This window comes from Marinomonas vaga (assembly GCF_055388305.1).
In genome coordinates this window covers 1993141-2015018 of sequence record NZ_AP043903.1, presented here as the reverse complement: position 1 = coordinate 2015018, position 21878 = coordinate 1993141, and the positions used below count along the sequence as shown (strand labels likewise).

At 46.7% G+C, this 21878-nt stretch carries 22 protein-coding genes; all 22 read right to left on the bottom strand.

Features of this window, described 5'->3' with window-relative positions; all coding sequences use genetic code 11:
- Nucleotides 1–19: 19 nt before the first annotated feature.
- The 22 genes from ACZ5DR_RS09390 to ACZ5DR_RS09285 all read right to left on the bottom strand — a co-directional run bounded on the left by ACZ5DR_RS09390 (nt 20) and on the right by ACZ5DR_RS09285 (nt 21876).
- Nucleotides 20–511: a chemotaxis protein CheW gene (locus ACZ5DR_RS09390; protein WP_377368259.1), complete on the bottom strand. Its 492-nt coding sequence runs from the start codon at nt 509–511 to the stop codon at nt 20–22.
- Between the two features lie 18 nt (nt 512–529).
- Complete coding sequence (locus ACZ5DR_RS09385; protein ID WP_377368261.1) at nt 530–1516, bottom strand: chemotaxis protein CheW; 987 nt, start codon at nt 1514–1516, stop codon at nt 530–532.
- A gap of 5 nt (nt 1517–1521) precedes the next feature.
- Nucleotides 1522–2295, bottom strand: a complete 774-nt coding sequence (locus ACZ5DR_RS09380; RefSeq protein WP_377368263.1) for a ParA family protein — start codon at nt 2293–2295, stop codon at nt 1522–1524.
- A gap of 67 nt (nt 2296–2362) precedes the next feature.
- On the bottom strand, nt 2363–3193 hold the full coding sequence (locus tag ACZ5DR_RS09375; RefSeq protein ID WP_377368265.1) for a flagellar motor protein MotB: 831 nt from the start codon (nt 3191–3193) through the stop codon (nt 2363–2365).
- Nucleotides 3180–3923, bottom strand: coding sequence for a flagellar motor protein (locus ACZ5DR_RS09370; protein WP_377368267.1), 744 nt, complete (start codon nt 3921–3923; stop codon nt 3180–3182). The genes ACZ5DR_RS09375 and ACZ5DR_RS09370 overlap by 14 nt, the downstream gene beginning before the upstream one ends.
- Complete coding sequence (locus ACZ5DR_RS09365) at nt 3923–4987, bottom strand: protein-glutamate methylesterase/protein-glutamine glutaminase (RefSeq protein ID WP_377368269.1); 1065 nt, start codon at nt 4985–4987, stop codon at nt 3923–3925. Before ACZ5DR_RS09365 ends, ACZ5DR_RS09370 begins: the two co-directional genes overlap by 1 nt.
- A 21-nt stretch (nt 4988–5008) precedes the next feature.
- The gene (locus ACZ5DR_RS09360) at nt 5009–7378 is read right to left on the bottom strand and encodes a chemotaxis protein CheA (protein WP_377368271.1); all 2370 of its coding nucleotides are present in this window, start codon (nt 7376–7378) and stop codon (nt 5009–5011) included.
- 15 nt (nt 7379–7393) lie between these two features.
- Nucleotides 7394–8194, bottom strand: coding sequence for a protein phosphatase CheZ (locus ACZ5DR_RS09355; RefSeq protein WP_377368273.1), 801 nt, complete (start codon nt 8192–8194; stop codon nt 7394–7396).
- Nucleotides 8195–8202: 8 nt separating this feature from the next.
- On the bottom strand, nt 8203–8583 hold the full coding sequence (locus tag ACZ5DR_RS09350) for a chemotaxis response regulator CheY (protein WP_425452749.1): 381 nt from the start codon (nt 8581–8583) through the stop codon (nt 8203–8205).
- Between the two features lie 57 nt (nt 8584–8640).
- Nucleotides 8641–9384 carry an RNA polymerase sigma factor FliA gene (locus tag ACZ5DR_RS09345; RefSeq protein WP_377368275.1) on the bottom strand — a complete coding sequence of 248 codons (744 nt, stop codon included), beginning with the start codon at nt 9382–9384 and terminating at the stop codon, nt 8641–8643.
- A 95-nt stretch (nt 9385–9479) separates the two neighbouring features.
- Nucleotides 9480–10790 (bottom strand): flagellar biosynthesis protein FlhF, encoded by a 1311-nt coding sequence (gene flhF, locus ACZ5DR_RS09340; protein ID WP_464543459.1) that lies wholly within the window; start codon nt 10788–10790, stop codon nt 9480–9482.
- 129 nt (nt 10791–10919) lie between these two features.
- Nucleotides 10920–13046 (bottom strand): flagellar biosynthesis protein FlhA, encoded by a 2127-nt coding sequence (gene flhA, locus ACZ5DR_RS09335; RefSeq protein WP_377368279.1) that lies wholly within the window; start codon nt 13044–13046, stop codon nt 10920–10922.
- Nucleotides 13047–13066: 20 nt separating this feature from the next.
- Complete coding sequence (gene flhB / locus ACZ5DR_RS09330; protein WP_377368281.1) at nt 13067–14206, bottom strand: flagellar biosynthesis protein FlhB; 1140 nt, start codon at nt 14204–14206, stop codon at nt 13067–13069.
- Nucleotides 14199–14981, bottom strand: coding sequence for a flagellar biosynthetic protein FliR (gene fliR / locus ACZ5DR_RS09325; RefSeq protein WP_377368283.1), 783 nt, complete (start codon nt 14979–14981; stop codon nt 14199–14201). The genes flhB and fliR overlap by 8 nt, the downstream gene beginning before the upstream one ends.
- Nucleotides 14981–15250, bottom strand: coding sequence for a flagellar biosynthesis protein FliQ (gene fliQ / locus ACZ5DR_RS09320; RefSeq protein WP_377368285.1), 270 nt, complete (start codon nt 15248–15250; stop codon nt 14981–14983). The genes fliR and fliQ overlap by 1 nt, the downstream gene beginning before the upstream one ends.
- Nucleotides 15251–15253: 3 nt before the next feature.
- Nucleotides 15254–15964: a flagellar type III secretion system pore protein FliP gene (gene fliP / locus ACZ5DR_RS09315; protein ID WP_464543912.1), complete on the bottom strand. Its 711-nt coding sequence runs from the start codon at nt 15962–15964 to the stop codon at nt 15254–15256.
- Nucleotides 15965–16001: 37 nt separating this feature from the next.
- Nucleotides 16002–16274 (bottom strand): flagellar biosynthetic protein FliO, encoded by a 273-nt coding sequence (gene fliO, locus ACZ5DR_RS09310; protein ID WP_377368289.1) that lies wholly within the window; start codon nt 16272–16274, stop codon nt 16002–16004.
- A 118-nt stretch (nt 16275–16392) separates the two neighbouring features.
- Entirely contained in the window at nt 16393–16860 is a 468-nt protein-coding gene (fliN, locus tag ACZ5DR_RS09305) for a flagellar motor switch protein FliN (protein WP_464543457.1), read from the bottom strand.
- A gap of 8 nt (nt 16861–16868) precedes the next feature.
- Nucleotides 16869–17843 (bottom strand): flagellar motor switch protein FliM, encoded by a 975-nt coding sequence (fliM, locus tag ACZ5DR_RS09300; protein ID WP_377368291.1) that lies wholly within the window; start codon nt 17841–17843, stop codon nt 16869–16871.
- A 13-nt stretch (nt 17844–17856) separates the two neighbouring features.
- Nucleotides 17857–18381 carry a flagellar basal body-associated FliL family protein gene (locus ACZ5DR_RS09295; protein ID WP_377368293.1) on the bottom strand — a complete coding sequence of 175 codons (525 nt, stop codon included), beginning with the start codon at nt 18379–18381 and terminating at the stop codon, nt 17857–17859.
- Between the two features lie 94 nt (nt 18382–18475).
- Nucleotides 18476–20137 carry a flagellar hook-length control protein FliK gene (locus ACZ5DR_RS09290; protein ID WP_377368295.1) on the bottom strand — a complete coding sequence of 554 codons (1662 nt, stop codon included), beginning with the start codon at nt 20135–20137 and terminating at the stop codon, nt 18476–18478.
- A 47-nt stretch (nt 20138–20184) separates the two neighbouring features.
- Complete coding sequence (locus tag ACZ5DR_RS09285; RefSeq protein WP_377368297.1) at nt 20185–21876, bottom strand: SpoIIE family protein phosphatase; 1692 nt, start codon at nt 21874–21876, stop codon at nt 20185–20187.
- Nucleotides 21877–21878 lie beyond the last annotated feature (2 nt).

Here is a 21878-nt window from a genome sequence, read left to right as displayed (position 1 = left end):
CTTCTGAAACTAGGTCACATTAAAGCGAGCCAATTTCGCTCCACTCATCTTCTGAAAGCATTTTATCTAAATCTACCAGAATCAACAAAGTATCATTTTTATGGCAAACACCTTGAATGAATTTTGAAGACTCATCATTGCCAACACTAGGAGACACTTCGATCTCAGATTGGCGTAAATACACGACTTCAGATACCGCATCCACCAAGATACCAATAATATGACCTTCCACTTCTAAGATCATAATGCGGGTTGCATCTGTGATGTCACCGGACATCAAACCAAAGCGCTGGCAAGTGTCGATCACGGTGACAACCGTGCCACGTAAGTGAATAATGCCTAGAACAAAAGTTGGTGCGCCTGGCACAGGAGCGATTTCAGAGTAACGAAGGACTTCCTTTACCTGCATCACATTAACGCCGTAGATCTCATTTTCTAAACGAAAAGTCACCCACTGTAGCATTGGATCTTCCGTTTCTTTTACTTCTTTTAAAGCTCTACCTGTCGTCATAGCGACCTCCAAACAAACTTAACCTTTTAAATGTTTTCGAAAACCATTCTCCGGATCTTCAAGCAACTCAATAAATCCCTGTACATCTAATATAGCGCACATATGATCAATGACAGTGCCTGCTAACCAAGGACGGCGACTACGATCTGTCCGCCACTTCACTTGATTAGGTTCTAGGGAAATCGCTTCGGCAACACGCTCACACGCTAACCCCCAGTCGGATCGATCCAACTGGATGACAAATTTAAAGTTGTCTTTCAGCTCACCTTCGTAGTGATTAGGCATTACCCAGCGAGCCGTATCAACGGTTCGAATATTGTGGTCTCCCACATTGGCAACCCCCATAAACCATTTAGGCTGTCCAAAAATCTCGGTGAGTTTATCTTCATGGGATTGATAGATCCCACCTAACTCCACCAGCGGCACAGCCATCTTCAAACCACCTACATAAAAAAGTAAGCATTCAAACCGGCTTTTCGCCCAAGGCAGAGGATCTGTTTTCGCCACATATTTTTGCGGCTCTGGCTCTGGCTCTGGCTCTGGCTCTGGCTCTGGCTCAACAATAGTCTCTTGTGAGTCCATTTGTGGTTCAACGTCAGTCTCAACCGGCCAGTCTTGGATTTCCGCTTCACCGGCACTCACCATCTCAGGCTCTGTTGCCTCTATTTCAGGCTCTGGCTCTGGTTGAGATTCAAGTGCCTGTTCCGCTTGAAGGGACTGAATAGCGTCTTCAAAATCAGCAAATGACGCATCCAAAGCATCTAAATTAAATTCATCCTGAGGCGTCTCTTCTGGTGCAGGCTCTGGAGCAACCTCTTGATCCTGCTCTTCATGGCTAGGCTCTAAAAGGTCCGTTTCTGTCGTCTCTAACACGTCTTGCGTGTCTTCAGTCACATCTTCTACTAGGGTCGAAACGGTAGATTCCTGCAACAAGTCATCTAGATAACGCTGGAGTGCTTGCTGGGGACTGTTCTGTAATGAGTCTTTTGTCTTGGTATCTTTCATGGGCATTAACCTGATGGATGCAACAAGGTATCCATCAAACTCGCATACGCTTTAATGCCTCGAGCGGATGCGTCTAGAGCTGAAGGCGCCACCCCGGCAGTACTGGCATCACGAAGTTTCGTATCAACAGGTATGACCGAATGCCAAACCGCATCATCATATAAATCTTTCAAACTTCGTAAGCTTTTATTCGATGCCTGAGTACGGCGATCAAATAAAGTCGGGACAATTGTATAAGGAATGGGACGTTTACGAGCGCGATTAATCATGGTCAAGGTGCGTATCATGCGCTCCAAACCTTTTATCGCTAAAAACTCAGTCTGTACTGGGATCACTAGTTGCTGGCAAGCGGCAAGAGCATTGATCATCAATACACCCAGAACTGGCGGGCTATCGATCAAAACGTAGTCGTAGTCATCCCAAAGAATCGCTAGGGTTTTTGAAACAACCAGCCCCATACCACCTTGGGCCTGAGCATGACGCTCCAAAGTCGCCAGTGCTGTAGAGGATGGCATCAGGGATAAATTTGGGTGGCCCGTCTCTAAGATTAAAGATCGTGGTAACTCTTCAGGGATTTTGCCATTTACTTGAAACAGGTCATAAGCACTGTGTTCAATGGAATCTGGGTCAAACCGAAAATAGCTCGTTAAGGAACCGTGGGGGTCAAGATCTATCATCAAAACCCTATGGCCGGCATCGGCCAGTAAGCCAGACAGACTCACTACCGTTGTCGTTTTCCCGACACCACCCTTTTGATTTGCCACCGCCCAAATGTGCACACCGACCCCTTAGATTCTATGCATAATTTTTACGTTGAGTATTTTAGCAATCATATACACTAACTTGTTAATTAAACAAGTAATCGTGCACGTTCGCATCCATCTGCTTGCTGATTTTCAGCGTAACTCGACGATTTTGCGCTCTAGCAAAATCGTTACTATTTCTCACTTTAGGGTTTTCACTAGCAAACCCCATTGGAGCCAGCCGTTTGGAGTCAATTCCACGATAAATCAACTCATCCACCACTGAAGCAGCTCGCATACTTGAAAGATGCCAATTGGTTGGGATTTGAGTAGAGTTGGTGGGTAAATCATCTGTGTTACCCAACACTAAAATCGGCGCTGGATAGCCTTTTAGAATATTAGACACCACTATCAATAACGCGACGGCTTCATTGGTCAATTCATAGCTACCGGCACCAAATACAAGACCGGCTTTCATATCCAAGGTTATCCAATTGGCGTCTTCCGTGATGGAGACTTGCCCGGTTGTTTGAAGCTGCGGGAATTGCGAACTAATGGATTCACTCAAGGCGGTATACAAAGGGCTCGTGACTGACTCTTCTTGAGGGGTACTCTCGGGCTCTGATGGATTATTCGGCGTGACTTCCATTAGCTGTTCACTATCAGGCTGTCCCGCTACAGGGTCTCCGACATTAATCGGCTTAATGGATTTTTGCACCGCATCAAACACACCATTGAGTGTTTCAGATAAGACTTTTTCATCTCCCGCCTGCTTTAACGAAATCGAGTAAAGTGCCACAAAAAAAGCAAACAAAAGTGTTATAAAGTCCGCGTAGGATAGAATCCAACGATCTTTATGGGGGGATTGGTCAGGCACATTTCTACGACCTAACTGGCGAGACCGACGACGAGGGCGTGTCTCAGAGCTGCTCATAACCGCCAAGTTCCAAATCTAAACGTTGGGGATGCTTACCCGTGGCTATGCCATGGATACCATCAATGAACATCTGATTTAGCAATAGTTCCTGATCTGCGTAACGATACAACTTACGGCAGATTGGGAACACAACAAGGTTGGCAAACCCCTGTCCGTACAAGGTCGATACAAAAGCAACCGCAATGCCCTGCCCTAATGCTTCGGGACTGTCTAAGTTGGCCATAGCTTGAATCAAACCTAACACAGAACCCATGATCCCTAGTGTTGGCGCATAGCCTCCAATAGCTTCCAAGAAGCCAATGCAACCGGCACGTCGATCACGAATACGAGCCGCTTCTTCGTGTAAGCGGTCTGCAAGTAATTCTGGATCTGTACCATCAACGGCCATTTGTAAAGCACGGGTGGCAAAGGTGTTATGAAGCGCTTTAATGTCACTTTCGAGGGCAATAATTGACAGTCGGCGAGCTTTCAAGGCGAGACGATTAATTGTGTGACGACTGCCTTCTAAATCAAACACAGGAGGCATTAAGGACCAGCGCAGTAGCTTCAATGCAGAAATCGCTTCACTGATGCTACTTTGCACCAAAGCAGCCCCAAGGCTGCCCACAATAACGATAATCGCTGATGGCAGATTCAGCAGGAGAATCACTTCCCCTCCACCCAGCCAATTAGCAAGGAAAACAGAACAGAATGCTAATACCAGTCCACCTAAGGTTAACAGATCCACTAGCAGACCTCTTTAACGATGCGCTCACCAATATGATCTAGATGGATGATATCGTCCGCCAAGCCAGCTTTTTCAACCGCTTGGGGCATACCATAAATCACACAAGAATCTTCACTTTGGACCCAAACTTTAGAGCCAGAGTTTTTCAGCATTCGAGAGCCTTCGCGACCATCTGCCCCCATGCCTGTCATAACAACAGATAATACTTTACCAGGGTAGCACTTTGACGCTGAGCCGAAGGTCACATCCACTGATGGTTTGTAATTCAAGCGCTCGTCCCCTTCTAGAATACGAACACAACCACCGTTGCGAGGATCAACCATCATTTGCTTACCACCCGGTGCAAGCAAAGCCACACCTGGTTGAAGTTTGTCTCCGTCAACAGCTTCTTTGACAGTGATTTGGCAAATGTTATTGAGACGATCAGCAAAAGCATGGGTAAAGGCTGCTGGCATGTGTTGCACTAACACCAAAGGCGTTGGGAAGCCCTTCGGAAGTTTCGTTAAAACCGCCTGCAACGCCATAGGGCCGCCAGTAGATGTGCCAATAGCCACCAAGCTCACTTTTTTGCGAGCGCGGGGAATAATGACCCCCCGGTCAGTAACGATAGGTTTAGGTGCTTCTTTGACCTTAACAGCTGGCGCTGGTTTAAGCTGGCCACCAACTCGAGTTCGGGCAACCGTCAGTACTCGATCCACCAAGGCATGTTTGACGACAGCTGAATCTCGAGAAATGTCCTCGAAATTTTTCGGCATGAAGTCAACGGCACCGGCCTCTAACGCATCAAGGGTAACTCTAGCGCCTTCATGGGTAAGAGAAGAGAACATTAATACAGGCGTTGGCTTAAGCTTCATGATGCTAGCCACGGCAGAGATGCCATCTAAAACAGGCATCTCATAGTCCATAGTCACCACATCTGGAGACAAAGACTGAACCTTATCAACCGCTTCTTGACCGTTATTTGCCGTTCCCACCACTTGCAGGCGAGGATCAGCACTAAATATCTCTACAAGTCGGCGACGAAAAAAACCAGAGTCATCAACGACCAGCACCTTCACTGGCATACAACCGCTCCTATCAACCTACTAACGGGACGCATATGATTTCAGCATACTCGGTACATCAAGAATCAACGCAATACGCCCATCACCTGTGATGGTTGCGCCAGCCATACCCGGTGTACCTTGGAGCATTTTGCCTAGAGGTTTGATCACCACTTCTTCTTGACCTACTAGCTGGTCTACCACAAAACCCACTTCATTCATGCCCACTTGGACTACCACCACATGGGCTTCTTCTGGCTTCTCTTCGTAGGCCGCACCTTTAATTAACCAATCCTTAAGATGGAAAATAGGCAAGGTTTTACCGCGTATGACTACGACTTTCTGACCATCCACCACATTGGTTTTCTTAAGATTAAGGTGGAAAATTTCATTCACACTGACCAATGGGAAAGCAAACGCTTGATCGTTCAGCATCACCATCAGAGTTGGCATGATAGCCAATGTCAGTGGCACTTTAATACTGAAACGAGAGCCTTGACCCAATACGGATTTAATATCCAAGGTACCGTTGAGTTGAGAGATTTTCGTTTTAACAACGTCCATCCCAACACCACGACCCGACACGTCCGTAATTTCAACTTTGGTAGAGAACCCTGGCGCAAAAATCAGGTTGAACGCTTCATCATCAGATAGACGCTCTGCGGCGTCAGTGTCCATGATGCCTTTTTCGACAGCCTTACGGCGCAAGACATCAGCATCCATACCTGCACCATCATCATCGATAGACAGAAGGATATGATCACCTTCTTGCTCAGCAGATAAGATTACGTGACCTACCCTAGGCTTGCCTTTGCTTTCACGAACATCAGGCGCTTCAATACCGTGGTCAACCGAGTTACGCACCAAGTGGACCAATGGGTCTGCTAGGGCTTCCACTAGGTTTTTATCTAAATCGGTTTCTTCACCTCGAAGCTCTAAATTCACTTCTTTTTTGAGGTTACGAGCCAAGTCACGGACCACTCGAGGGAATCGACCAAATACCTTTTTAATAGGCTGCATACGGGTTTTCATGACCGCGTTCTGCAAATCACCTGTCACCACATCCAAGTTGGCAACGGCTTTGCCCATGGACTCATCGTCGCTTTGTAAGCCAAGACGAACAAGGCGGTTACGAACCAGTACCAGCTCGCCGACCATGTTCATGATGTCATCAAGGCGCTTGGTATCCACACGCACTGTGGTTTCTTGAACCACGGGCGAGTTAGCTTTGTCTTTAGGCTCCGCTTCTGGCTTTTCAGCCTTAGGCGTAACAGTCGGTTTTTTGGGTGCTGCTGGTTTTTTTGGAGCTGGCTTTTCTGGGGCTGGTTTTTCTGATGCTGGCTTCTTCGGCTCAGACTTAGGTGCCTCTTTGGCATTTTCAGCTGCAGCAGCTTTTGGCTCTTTCGCCTCAGGCGCTTGCCCCTTACCATGCAAGCTATCAAGCAGTTGTTCAAACTCGTCTTCGGTAATCAAGTCGGATTCAGCTGAGTCAGAGCTTGGTGCAGACTTATCTGCTTCGTCTTTACTCGTATCAGCTTTGGGTGCTTCAGCCTTTTCTGACTCATCCAAGCCAGGAGCACTGCCACCATGAAGCTGGTCTAATAACGCTTCAAATTCGTCTTCTGTAATTTCGTCTGAATCATCACCAGAGTTTGCTGCCGGTGCTTCAGTAGTCTCTTTCTTTGGCTCTTCTTTTGCCGTATCAGAAGCGGCACTGACCCCAGGGGCTCCTGCACCATGGAGCTGATCCAACAGAGCATCAAACTCGTCTTCCGATATTTCATCGGATTCTTGATCTGCGGCAGAGGAGGATTCGGACTCGCTATCATTCTCTGTATCGGAAGAACCTAGTGCGCTGAGCAGAGATTCAAACTCATCATCAGACAAGTCTTCAGGAGTTTGATCGTCTACGACGTCTTCTGCGACAGGTTCTTCAATCACAGGCTCATCATCAACAGCCTCTTCGACCTCTTCAGGTGTGTCGTCTTGTTCGTCGTCATTGGCCGCCAGTTCATCTGCACTGGGCGGTTTAGCATAATAACTCAGCGCTTCAATAAGCTGCGGATCTGCTCGCTCTGGTTCTCCGCCAGCGCGAACGGTTTCGAACATTTCATTGACAGCATCAAGGGCTTGTAGAACAACGTCCATCAGATCAGAGTCAACGGTACGCTGATGGTTACGTAGTACGTCAAACACGTTCTCTGCATAGTGACAGCAATCAACCAAAGCAGTTAACTGCAAGAACCCAGCACCACCCTTAACCGTATGGAACCCTCGGAAAATTGCATTCAACAAGGCATTGTCTTCTGGATTTTGCTCCAGATCTACCAATTGCTCTGAGAGCTGTTCCAGGATTTCTCCAGCTTCTACCAAAAAATCCTGTAGAATTTCTTCATCGACCTCGAAACTCATCCGCAGCAGCTCCTATTAAAAACCAAGACTTGAAAGAAGATCGTCTACTTCGTCTTGGTTATTCAGTACTTCAGGGTTGTCTTTCTTATTAATCGCTGGCCCATGACCACGATCATCATTATTTTCTTGGCTCTTTTCTTCGTGTTCCATGCCTGAAATGCTATCCACTCGACCAGCAACCGACACGAGATGCACCAAACGCTCTTCAACATCGCGAATCAAATCGTTCACTCGAGTGATCACTTGTCCGGTAAGATCCTGATAACCCTGTTCCAATAAAATGGTATTAAGATTTGTGTGTAGTGTGGTCGCGCTTTCATCGGTGTACTTAAGAAAGGCATCAATACGTTTGTACAAATCTCGAAACTCTTGGGGCGTTAAATCACGTTGAATCAAACGATTCCAGTCTTTGTGTAATTCACGGGCCTGATTCTGCAACTCGCTGGCAACAGGAACACTGCTATCAACCATGTCCATGGTCTTGTTAGCAGCTGAGCTGGTCATTTCAATAACATAGTTTAAGCGATCAGAAGCGTCCGTGATCTTAGACGTGGCTTCAGGGGAATCAACTGCGCCGCCGTTTTGCAACATCATTTCCATTGAGTCAATTTGGAAATCTCGAATCGCATCATGCAGGCTGCGGGTCAGGTAGCCCACTTCGTTGTAAAAGCTCTTGTGGCGGGCATCACTCAACTCTTGAATGATTTTGATCGCGCCACTGAAATCACCGACTTCAATTTTGTTAAGTAAATCTACTGCGCCATCTTTGACAACAGATTCGAATTCACCCAGCTTTGAATCGTTACGTTCAGACATGCAGACACCTACTTAGCAGAATCAATTCGTTCGAATATCTTCTCAATCTTTTCTTTTAACGCAACAGCGGTGAAAGGTTTCACCACGTAGCCATTTACCCCCGCTTGAGCGGCAGCAATGATCTGATCACGTTTGGCTTCAGCGGTTACCATTAGTACAGGAATCGTTTTGAGCTTGTCATCCGCACGCACAGCACGAAGCAGCTCAATCCCTGTCATTCCAGGCATGTTCCAGTCTGTTACCAAGAAGTCGATTGTGCCTGTCTGCAAAATTGGCAGAGCAGTCGTACCATCATCTGCTTCGACTGTATTGGTAAAGCCCAAATCCCTCAGCAGATTTTTGATGATACGTCTCATCGTTGAGAAATCATCAACAATCAGGATTTTCATATTTTTATCCAATGCAACCTCCACAACCCACAGGTAATGTCATAATTATCATAGCCTTTAATCTTGCCAATCACTCAGCCTAGCTCGCAGCCGCATAGCAGCTTGACTGTGAATCTGACTGACTCGTGATTCGCTGACACCAAGAACGGCACCAATTTCTTTTAAATTAAGCTCATCATTGTAGTAGAGCGATAACACTAGTTTTTCACGCTCTGGCAAACGATCAATCTCTTGTGCCAAATGACTCTGGAAGCCACTCTCTTCTACTAGATGATGAGGCTGGCCGGCATCACTATCAGACTCAATGTCTAATTCATGACCGCCATTTTCACTGTCTAACATTTCTTCGTAACTGAACAACTGGGTCGACATCGAGGAATGCACAATATCATGGTATTCGTCGATGCTTATTCCCATATGAGCAGCCACTTCTAAATCTGTTGCTTCGCGACCTGTCGCCGCTTCGATTTCGCGAATCGCGGTCGTGACAGCTCGACCATTTCGTCTTACTGAACGAGGCGCCCAATCGCTTTTACGCACCTCATCCATAATCGAACCACGAATCCTGATCCCAGCATAGGTTTCAAAGGATGCGCCTTTAGTCGATTCAAAACGTTTGTAGGCTTCAATCAACCCCATCATGCCCGCTTGCAGTAAATCGTCCACGTCTACATTGCTAGGTAAACGCGCTAACAAGTGGTAGGCAATTTTCTTTACCAAGTAGTCATACTGCTGCACGATCGAATCAATCGACAACGTTGCTTTCTTTGAGTATGTGCTGTAACCATCTTTGCGTTGCATACGATGCGCTATAACCTTGTGTCTGCCGCCTGTGAAGGCATGATCAAATGTACTATATAGTTATACATCACGCTCTGACAAATAACATAATTTTACTAACTCCCATACTTTAGTGACCCATATAGCTGGCCAAACTGCTCGGCGGTATATACAGCTCTACTGATTAAGTTATGGGCCCGCGCAGGTTCGATGTCATCAGGGATTCGCTGACCATCGGCCACGTACATGACGGGTAGTCCTTCCTCGATCACCACACTTATGGCTTCACCAAGGGAGGCTGACTCGTCCAGTTTACTCAAGACACAGCCATCAAGCTGCACTTGGGAATACACATCTACGACGGTTTTTAGTACTTGTCTTTGACTAGTACAAGGTAACACTAGCAGCTTTTTCAGATGGCCGCGGGCGCGCTTCATCATAGCGAGTTGACGCTCTAGGTTACGGTCGCGGGGATTCATACCTGCCGTATCCACTAGTACAAGGGAGTAATCTGAGTATTTGTCGAGCACTTCATTAAGGTCTGAATATTCATTTACCACTTCAACAGGCACGCCCAAAATCCGACCAAAAGTACGAAGCTGCTCATGGGCTGCGATACGGTAAGTATCAGTAGTCACCAGCGCAACACTCCCTGGACCGTGCTTTAAAACATATTGTGCGGCGATTTTACCAATGGAAGTGGTCTTGCCGACCCCTGTAGGCCCCATGAAAGCAATGCAGCCTCTAAAGGCATCACCGGAGTTTCTAACTGGGATGCAATCCGCAAGATACGATAAGGCTTTTTTCCAATCTTCCTCACGTCCGGTTAGCTGAAGATCAGAAGCAATTTTATCAATCACTCGTTCAGAGAGACCCAAGGTCACAAGTTGTTCTTGAAGCTTATTTCGCGGTGTCTTCGAGGTGCTTGGTCGAGGTGCAGCTTCTGTTGCCGTTTGGCTGCGCTCTAATAACTCACGTACTTGATGCAGCTCTTCTTCCATAGCACGAAGCTTTTCTTCGTCAGCCGTAGGCCGAGCATGGGTATGAGGCTTGACCGAAAGCGCTTCGTCGATAACAGGCTCTGGGTCATAAGGTGGCTGGTATGTGGGTTGACTAGGCGCCGGCGCTTCTTCAAAGACCTCGTAAGCATCACCTGAACGTTTGCGCCCAGCAGGCTCATTTGCCCCCTGAACATCCATATTGCGGGCCTGCTCAATACGCTCTTTGTAGGACTGGCTTGGTTGCGCTGATGCAGGCGGCTTTTCAGGTGCTCTATTACTTGAAGAAGGAGAAAAACTTGGCGGCACAGAACCATCATAATCAATGACAGTAACAATCTCGACTTCCCCTGATGGAAGCTTTTTATTGGACAAAATGACAGCGTCAGGCCCTACGGCGTCACGGATTTTCCGTATTGCCTTGTGCATATCAGGAGCTCGAAACCGCCTATACTGCATTTATATACCAGTCCTTTCAGTTTATTTTTGCATACAAATCCATAGCTTACCGGAAAGATTTTCATAAATATAGCGTGAAAATCAATGGTTTTCCTTGATTCATTGACCAATTACAGCGACAACCGTGACGCGCTTATGATCTGGCACTTCTTGATAGGAGAGAACTGACATATTCACTCCCCCGTAACGCATAAAACGGGCCAACATTGGACGAATAGGAGCAGACACAATCAAAATTGGTGCGTTACCCATAGCCTCTTGTTGTTCAGCATGCTCTTTAAAGGATTTTTGCAATTGCTCGGCCATTTGAGGCTCAAGAATAAGCGCCTCTTCATTCTTAACCCCAGACTGCTGGCTCTGCTGAACGGTTTGCATGAGCATTTTTTCCAGCTGCGGATCCAATGTCATAACAGGGACTTCTTCCACCCCTTCAGCTAAGGCCTGCATAATCATACGAGATAATGAGGTGCGCACCGCCGCCGTCAGTATCATCGGATCTTGAGTTTTGGGTTGAACCCCCATAATCGCCTCAGCAATCGTACGCATATCTCGCAGAGGAACATTTTCCTGTAGCAGGTTCTGCAGCACTTTAAGCAACACACTCAAAGGCACAGTGTTGGGCACCAACTCCTCCGCCAACTTAGGGTTATGCTGTTTAAGCAAACCAAGTAATTGCTGCACCTCATCATGACCTATCAGCTCATAGGCATGTTTTTGCATAACTTGGTTGATATGAGTTGCTACCACTGTGCTGACGTCTACCACTGTGTAGCCAAACGTTTGGGCTTGATCTCGTTTCTTGGTATCAATCCAAATAGCGTCCAAGCCGAAAGACGGATCTTTACCCGGAATACCATCAATCTTGCCAAATACTTGCCCAGGATCAATCGCAAGTTCTTTATCGGGATGCACTTCCGCTTCAGCTAAACTAACCCCCATTAGAGTGATGCGATAGGCATTCGGCATCAAATCCAAGTTATCGCGAATGTGTACACTGGGCACTAGAAAGCCAAGCTCCTGAGAAAGCTTACGACGCACCCCCTTGATGCGAGAAAGCAACTCTCCCCCTTGGCTCTTATCCACTAGAGGAATTAAGCGATAGCCCACTTCTAACCCCAACATATCGACTGGCGCCACATCCTCCCAGCTCAAATCTTTTGTTTCAGCTGGAGGTTTGGCCTTACCATCATCTCCCGCTTTGACACCCTTAGAAGCGGTTTTAGATTGGGCCTGCACTTTTTTGCGTCGTTCTAAGTAATAAGCCAGTCCCGCTATCCCTGCCGCAAGAGATAAAAAGGAGAAATGAGGCATACCCGGAACAATCCCCATGACCGCCATGATAGAAGCCGCCACATAGAGAGCTTTTACCGAGCCGAACATCTGGCCGTAAACCTGCTGCCCCATATCACCAGACTCGTTCACACGGGTCACCATGATCGCGGCGGCGGTAGACAGCATAAGAGAAGGCAATTGAGCAACCAACCCATCACCAATGGTTAATAAGGAATAGACCTGAATCGCTTCAACAAAACCAAGATCATGCTGAGCCATACCGATAGACAAACCACCAATAATATTGATCCCGAGAATCAGAAGACCGGCAACAGCATCCCCTTTTACAAACTTGGACGCACCATCCATAGAGCCATAAAACTCAGCCTCGGCAGCAATTTCAGTCCGGCGTTGTTTGGCCTGATCCGCGTCAATCATGCCCGCGTTCAAGTCCGCATCAATGGCCATCTGTTTACCTGGCATCGCATCTAGGGTAAATCGAGCACTTACCTCGGAAATACGACCAGCACCTTTCGTGACCACCGCGAAGTTAATAATCATGAGAATGGCGAAAATTACAAAACCCACCACATAATTACCGCCTATTACCACTTCACCAAACGCTTGAATAACTTTACCCGCAGCATCTCCCCCTTCGTGACCATTGAGCAATACCACACGGGTCGAAGCCACATTCAATGCCAAGCGCATCAAGGTGGACACCAAAAGAACCGTAGGAAAGACAGCAAAATCCAAAGGTCTCATGGAGTAAACCGCCACGAGAAGCACCACAATTGCCAGAGCAATATTGAAGGTAAATAAGACATCCAATAGGAAGGCAGGCAGAGGCAGCACCATCATGGCCAGCAAAGCCAACAGCAAGAATGGCACACCTAAGTTACTACTCAGAATACCTCGCGCTTGACCTACAAAACGTCGGCGATCAAATTCCACTCAAACCTCGATACTGCAAATTAAATATTCCCATCCCACTGAAATTCCTCAGGAACATCCAAAAGGGGCATAGCTTCCGGCGGCTTCTCTCCATTTCGAGAGCGCCGTAGCTGAAACACATAAGCTAACAATTGAGCAATGACTTTAAACAGTCCTTCTGGGATCTCATCACCTATCTCTGTATGCCGATAAACAGCACGGGCTAACGCTGGCGATTGTATCACAGGGATATCATAGTGATTGCCCACCTCACGGATCTTGAACGCCATAAAATCAGATCCTTTCGCAAGCAAAATAGGGGCTCTAGCATTCTTTTGATCGTATTTTAAGGCCACCGAAAAGTGGGTCGGGTTAGTGATGATGACATCCGCTTCAGGGACATCCGCCATCATCCGACGCATAGCCGCCTGCCGCTGTAATTGACGAATACGACCTTTAACCTGAGGATCACCCTCCGCCTGCTTGTGCTCATCTTTTACTTCTTGCTTGGTCATCTTCAGCTTTTCTTTATGCTGCCAAGCCTGAAACGGCACATCAATGGCAGCAATTAAAACCAATGAACTCGCCACAAAGATAAACGCCCAAATTAATACTTCGATTGCATGCTCAAGGGCAGAACTGGTCGATTCAAAAGTTAAGCTTCTCAAAAACGGTAAGTAATACATCAATACCAAAGTGGCTACACCGCCCACCAAAGCGATTTTAAAAATCGATTTAATAAGCTCCACCAAGGACTGAACTGAGAACATCCGCTTAATTCCTTGTATGGGACTCAGTTTGCTTAACTTAGGCGCTAAAGGCTCCCAGGAAAAATTCATCCCTCCCAACATAATACTGCCCAAAATACCGGCAGCCGCCACTACCGCCATAAAGACCGTTAGGGAATCAACCGTTGCCATAATGGACACATACAAATGGTGCACCATTAGGGCCACATCAAAAATGTCTTCCCGAGCAATATCAAAATTAAAATGATATAGCCTTGTCAGATCCCTCACCATTAAAGCGCCAACACCATACAGGGATATCGCTGCAACAATTAATAATGCCGCACTACTCAAATCTCGCGACCGAGCAATATTACCCTTCTCCCTTGCTTGAGAGAGTTTCTTGGCACTGGCGTCTTCGGTTTTTTCAGTACCGTCTTCGTTCTCAGCCATCGACCCGCAATCCCCAAGTATCTTTCAACCACGTTATCATTTCTTGGAATAAAAGGCGGTAAATATCCAAGAAATCCCCCAACATGACCCAAAAGAAAAACAAAGAAAACATCATAATAATGGGAAAACCCAGAGCAAAGACGTTTAACTGAGCAGAGGCTTTCGCAACAACACCAAAAGAAATATTCATAATCAAAGTTGCCACCGCTAAAGGCAACACAATTAACAGCGCCTTTTCAAACATCCAGCCACCAAGGGTCACCACATCCCAGTATCGCTGACTATCAAAGCCACTACCAATAGGCCAGTACTCGAAACTCTGCACCAAGAATTCAATCATTACCAAATGCCCGCCAGTCCCTAAAAAAGCGAGCCCAGCCATAGTCATATAATACTGCCCCATAGTAGCGACAGTAATACCATTAGCAGGGTCATTGGACATAGCAAAACCCAAGCCAGCCTTCATCGCTGCCAACTGACCGGCTAAAGAAAATATTTGGAACAACACTGAGACAATAAAACCCAACACCCAACCAATAATAAGCTGTTCGGCAATCAATAAAATGAAGGCTGGGGAAATGGCATCGTAACTCGGTATTTGAATAACAGGGGTTACGATTATAGAAATAACGAAAGCAAACAGAATCCGAATACGGGAACTGACCAATTGGCTGCCAATTAAAGGCAAGGCCATCATAAAAGCGCCAATACGAAAAAAAGGCAGAAAAAAACTGATGGTCAGGGCAAGAAGTTGATCGGTATTTAATTCCAACATCAGCCGATCAGCATTGGAATATCAACAAAAAGCTGATTAAAGAAATCAACCAAGGTTGTGAGTAGCCAGGGGCCTAAATGCATAATTGCCAGTATCGTGACAATTAAACGAGGCAAGAATGATAAGGTTTGTTCGTTTATCTGAGTCGCCGCCTGAAACACACTGACAATTAAACCTACTATAAGACTAGGGGTCATCACAGCCGCCACCATAATAACGATCAGGTAAAAACCTTGTCCATATAAGTCCAGTACGACTTGCGGATCCATAGACTATATCCCAAAACTTGCAGCCAGAGTTCCCATAATCATAGACCAGCCATCCACCATAACGAACAACATAATCTTAAAGGGCAGCGATATGATAATAGGCGACAACATCATCATACCCATTGCCATCAAAACACTTGCCACCACCATATCAACGATGAGAAAAGGTATAAACAACATAAAACCGATTTGGAAGGCGGTTTTAAGCTCACTCGTAACAAAGGCAGGCATTAATATAGTAAAGGGCAGCTCATCTAACGAGTCAATTTGCCCCTCTTTACCAGCCAACTTCACATACAAAGCCACATCGTCTTCCCGTGTCTGAGCCAGCATAAACTCCCGCACAGGAACAGACGCCGCTTCCACGGCCTGCATAGAGGTTAGCTCGTCATTAAGATAGGGCTGCACTGCCACTTCATTCACCCGATCAAGGGTGGGGGTCATAATAAACAAGGTTAAAAACAGCGCCATCCCTAACATAATCTGGTTAGAGGGTGACTGCTGCAAACCGATAGCTTGCCTGAGAATCGCCAAAACAATAATGATTCGAGTGAACGCCGTCATCATGATCAACGCTGCAGGAAGCAGCGTCAGGGCCGTCATGATAAAGAGTATCTGCAAGGAAACCGTATACTCTTGGCTGCCATCAGGATTGGTGGTCACAGTGACCGCAGGCAATCCCGTTTCTGCATGCGACACCAATGGCAACAACATGGCCAAGGGCAATAACAACCTAATGACCCACAGAAGACTATTTTTCATCGGATAATTGCTCATCCATTAAGTCAGCAAAGTTTGCATCACTTCGTCCTAGCTCTTTTAAACAGGTAATTTGCTGGGAGGTCGCACCTAACAAAAGACGACGACCATCCACCTCAACAAGCAATAGACGCTCTTTAGCGGTAATGGGATGGGCCGCTATCACCTGAATCTCAGACTTTGACAATTTATACTGCAAGCCTTGTAGTTTTTTTAATCCCCAAATAACCAAGGGAATCAAAGCGAGCAAAATCCCTAATGCCAAAAAAAGGCGCCATATTGAAGAGGCGCCGGCCATTTGGGAGACCCCAGAAGTCTCCCCGTAGGATGCAAAAGAAATAAGAAAAAGACAGCCAACAGCTAATTGTTTGATCACAAACAGCCTACTTCAGTCGTTTGATGCGCTCGCTTGGGCTCACCACATCGGTTAAACGAATACCGTACTTATCGTTGACCACAACCACTTCCCCGTGGGCGATCAAAGTACCGTTAACTAAAACATCCAGCGGCTCACCAGCGAAACGATCCAGCTCTACCACAGACCCTTGGGTCAGCTGAAGTAGATTTCGAATGGCAATTTCAGTGTTACCCAATTCCATTGAAAGGGTCACAGGAATATCCATGATAAGGTCCATATCAGACCCAACACCGCCCGCTGACAGCGCCTTTCCAGCACCCAGTTCTTCTAACTGAACAGGTTTAACCTCTTGCTCTGACATGGCCGCAGCCCATTCATCATCAATGTCTTCGCCTCCGGCTTCCGCATCGCCAGACTCCGACATAGCGGCCGCCCATTCATCGGCTAGCTCGCTGTCCATTCCTTCTGCATCAGGATTCGTTTCTTCTGCCATGGTACTACCTAGTTATTCTTACCGTTTTTATAGCTTTCCATCATTTCAACGGCATATCGGCCATTGCTGACACCCAATTTTCCTTTAAAGGACGGTACATTATTGGCCCGGACTGTTACAAACTCGGGCATTTCAAGAGGTATCACATCCCCCTCTTTGAATTTCAATACGTCCCCAAGACGAATTTTTTTGTTGGCAACGTTGACCTGCAAATTCACATCGAGCTCTTTCACATCCTGTTGTAAGGATTTGCCCCAACGATCATCTTTCTCGTCCACGTCACTCTGTACACCCGCATCCAATAATTCCCGCACAGGCTCTATCATTGAATAGGGTAAGGTAATGTGAAGCTCACCACCACCGCCATCTAATTCAATGTGAAAAGTGGATACCACTACCACTTCACTAGGGCTCACTATGTTAGCCATGGCTGGGTTCACTTCAGAACTGATGTATTCAAGCTCAAGCTTGAGCACAGGCGCCCAAGCCTCAGTCAAATCTACGAATACCTGTTCCAACATTAACTGAACAATTCGAATTTCTGTGGGCGTGAATTCACGGCCCTCAATTTTTGCGTGACGCCCGTCTCCCCCAAAAAAGTTATCCACCAGCTTAAAGACTAACTTAGCGTCCAAGATAAACAAGGCGGTACTACGAAGGGGACGAAACTTAACCAAATTCAAACTGGTCGGGACGTACAGGGTATGCACGTACTCCCCGAACTTCATAATTTGAAGACCACCGGAGGACACATCGGCGGTGCGGCGCAATAGATTAAATAAACTGATTCGAGTATAGCGAGCAAAACGCTCGTTAATCATCTCCAAGGTAGGCATGCGCCCACGAACGATCCTCTCCTGACTCGTTATGTCATAGGAGGAAATACCATTGGGATCGGCGTTATCGTCCGCATCTGGCTTATCGTCTGCACCATGTAAGAGAGCATCGATTTCGTCTTGAGAGAGTAAGTCTTGCGCAGCCATCTTAGGTGCCTATCTATTGCATCACAAAGTTAGTAAACAGCACATCTTCGATCCCACCTAAACCTGTTTCTTGCACTAGGATATTATTAATGGTTTCAACCGATGCGGCTTTAAGAGCCATTTTACCGTCTATGGATTGAAGCTCGTCAAATGACTGACTGGAGAAAAGCAGCACTAAACTGTTGCGAATAAGTGGCATGTGAATTTTCACTGCATCGATCTGAGCTTGATCACGGGATTTGAGAGTCATATTAAGTTGCAAATAACGCTGACGCCCAGACACCATAAAATCCACAACAAATGGTTGATCAAATTCTAAATAAATGGCAGGACCTGACGTCTGAACCATTTCTTCCGGAGCAGCTTCGCCCTCAGCCACCTCTTCAGAATCATCACCACTGAATAAAAAGAAGTATGCCGCGGCACCACCACCGCCAAGCACTAACAGCGCCGCCAGGATGATGATTATTAGCTTTTTCTTACCGCCTTTTTTACCACCTTCTTCGGCGCCTACATCTAGTCCGTCTTCCGCAGCCATATACAACCCTTGTTCTATGCAAGTAAACACAACGCTAAAAACTAGCGTCTAATCTCTCTATTCTACAAAGATTATGGCGAATCACCATGGTTTTCTATGCGTAAAAATCAATACCCTTGGTTGCTGGTGTCACAAAACCAACATTTTCTAGGTCTTCTTCATCATCCAGCCCCTCTGAGCCAGTCACACCTGAGCCTTGTCCACCAGGAGATTGCTCTCCCGAGGCTTCTGATTGCCCCGATTGACCATTACCTTGCGACACTTCCACGTCCACGCCATCAAGGTCGATACCCTGCTGTTGCAGCATCTCTCTTAACCTTTGCATCTGTCCTTCAAGGGCATCTTTTGCCGCTACAGAACTGGCAACGAAGCTCACATGGGTATTGGAGTCCTGATCCATGGTCACCTTCACCGTTAAACTGCCTAGCTCAGGTGGATCCAGTTGAATATGTGCTGTTTTTATACCTTCATTTGCAACCCATGATACCTTTTGCGACATCTCTGCTGCCCAACTAGCAGAAGCAGGCAGGGACTGCATGGTCAATTGAGCGGGTGTGTCTCCCCGCATTGCTACGCCCGCGGAAAGGGAGGTGTTGGACGCCACTGACTGCCAGGTTTGAGTCTGCCCCGTTAAACCAGCAAGCACTTGATCGAAAGATTTCCGCGAAGAGGGTTGGGTTTCAAGGTCGTCGGCCAGCGCTACATCGAGATCCAAGTCGCTGGCATCCAACACATCAGAGAGCTCTATCCCCTCCTCAAACTCTCCTGCGTTGAGATCTGGATCAACAGTTAGCACATTGGAATTTGTTGTCTGGGTAGTTTTTTCAAACTTTGATGACAGCTGCTCCATCACCCATTTTAAGTTGGTGGATTCCGCTTTGTCTGTATTTTCATTGGCAGATTGCAAGGCCACGCCAGCGGCCTCAGCCACCTTTGTTTCTGGCAGCTTGGTTGTAGAAGTCGAAGCCATTTGACCAGTCAGACCAACCTCTGGTGTTTTTACTAGGTGTTCATTGGTCTTTTTGTCTGTGCTAGGAAGCACTCCATCTGTATTTGCTTGGGGCTTAACCAGCTCTTCAATTGCGTCATCAGCTGACTGACTAATAGGTTGCGCCAATAAGGCTTCTTGATCTTTCTCTAGTACTGCCTCTGGAGCCTTATCATCATCTGAAGTCACATCACCATCTGAAGCCACATCACCATCTATCGCTTTATCCAGCAATATGCTGCCATCATTGAGTTGTGTGTCTTCCGCTTCTAACGACTCAGTATCCTCGGACACCTCAGGATGTATTTCCCCCTCAGCAGGGAGAGCAGGAGGCACGTTTGACTCTCCCTGAGGAGGCAAGACTGCAACATTTTGCCCATCCTCTTGCAGGGCTTTGCCATCTTTATCCTGTTCAATATCAGACTGAGGCTTAACATCCGTGTCAGCCATAACGTCTTCACTCACGCCTACCTCTTCTGTTTCACTTTTAACATCAGAGTTAGCCGCGTCCTTCTCTAGGGAAGATTCAATCTCAGAGGTAAGCTGTTCAGGTTTCGAGTCAACACGCTCAATATCTTGATCTGCTTTAGGTTTATCATTGTTTTCAACGGTTGCAGGGGCACTACTGTGACGCTCTTCCGTTGTATTAGAAGCCTTACTAAACACATCACCAAACTGGCTTTCACTCTTTGCGGGCGAAGCAAAGCGCGACTCAGAAGACGATTTTTGAGTAGTGAGTGTTAAGGATAAAGATGGGCTGTTAATCATAGCGACCTCCACAAGATATTATGGAGTTTGCAAATACGAGGCCAGTTTTACCAAGTATAAGTTGCGGTCAATTGTGCCCCAGATTCGGCAAAAGCGATCTCGTCACACAGTTCGTTTACTAATGAAAGTCCCCGACTAAAAGCTTTCTCATGATCCAGTGAATTCAGATTGACTGCTGACACATCAAAACCATTGCCGCTATCAGAGACTGTTACGGTCAAAGACCCTTGTGCTTCCCCTGATATGACTCTCGCCGCAATGCGAACGTATCCAGAGCTTAGAGCATTAAGTTTCTGTTCCCGTTGGGCATAATACTCAGAAAATCCCTCAACCGTTTTCTTCAGGTTTGAATCTAGCTGCAACACACCATGCTCAAGAGCATTAGAGTACATCTCAGATAGAATCATAAACACTTCACTCGAATGCTTATTAAGGCCAGGCACAGTTGTCAGAATTTGCAGCAGATAAGGCAGTGGATCTGTGTTTTTAAGGGAGTCGGCATTCAGCTCATACACAAAAGAAAAGTCAGACGGCGAACTGGTGTCCATGACAGCACCAGACTGGTCCATATGGTGGTCCACCATTTCCGACGACAAATCAATACACAAGACCGAAATATCATCATGGGGATCTTCCAAAATCCCTTCTTCTTCTAGCATTCGCTCAAGCCAAGTGAAGGGCGGATCCTTTACCTCCCCCTCGTAAAGGGGATCCAAAGCATGGTTGTATCGAATTTTATTATCTGAGGTGCGAGCCTCGTAAACACCATCTGTGAAAGCAACAAAATAGTCACCAGGCTCATAGGATAGGAGCTCTACGTTTGTCTCGAATTCACGCTCCTCTAGAATCCCTAATGGCAAGGACTCAGATTTAATCAGTTTTGGACGATCACAATCTCGACCAAAATATAGCAAGTCAGGCAAACCGCCATTCCAAACCTCAATGGTTCGGTTATTAATGTTGATATCAATAAATGCCGCCGCACAAAACATATTTGGCGGCAATATTGCCTGCAAACGCTTATTAATTTCCGGCAAGATTTGCCGCATAACGAACCCTTTCTCCGTCCACTCGAAGAAGATATCCGCAAGGGGTAAAGCCCCGATGGCTGCCGACAAACCATGGCCCGTAAAATCCCCCAGGAGCAAATGCATACCGCCATTGGGTTTATAGGCCGCGAGAATCACATCACCATTGAAGGTATGGCTGCCTTGATGAAGGGTTTTTAAAGCAGGGTCACTCAAACAATTAGAGTGAGTGATGCGCTCATAGACAATTTTTGCCACTTCTTGATCGTGAACCATCTGCTGATTCAGAGAAGACAACTCGTCCCGCTGCTCTGACAAGGTATTTTGCAACACCAGCAATCGAGCAATCGCGTTTAATTTTGCCGAAACAAGGGTTGGATTATAGGGTTTTGAAATAAAGTCAGTGGCCCCCACCTCTAGGCACTTCTGCAACGCTATGGGATCTGAGACACCTGAAAGAAACACAATTGGGACAAGGCGATGCTGGGCTTTGGCTTGTATTTCTAATGCGGCTTCCCAACCATCTTTACGTGGCATTTTTATGTCAAGACACACCAACTGAACCGTCTCAGGATCAAAGCGCTCAACCGCATCTTGGCCATCAACCGCAGTCTCAACAACATGACCAAACTGGCTTAACATGGTCTCTAACAACAATCGATCCGATGGATTATCGTCCGCCACCAAAATTTTAAGCCGTTGTTCTTTCATAG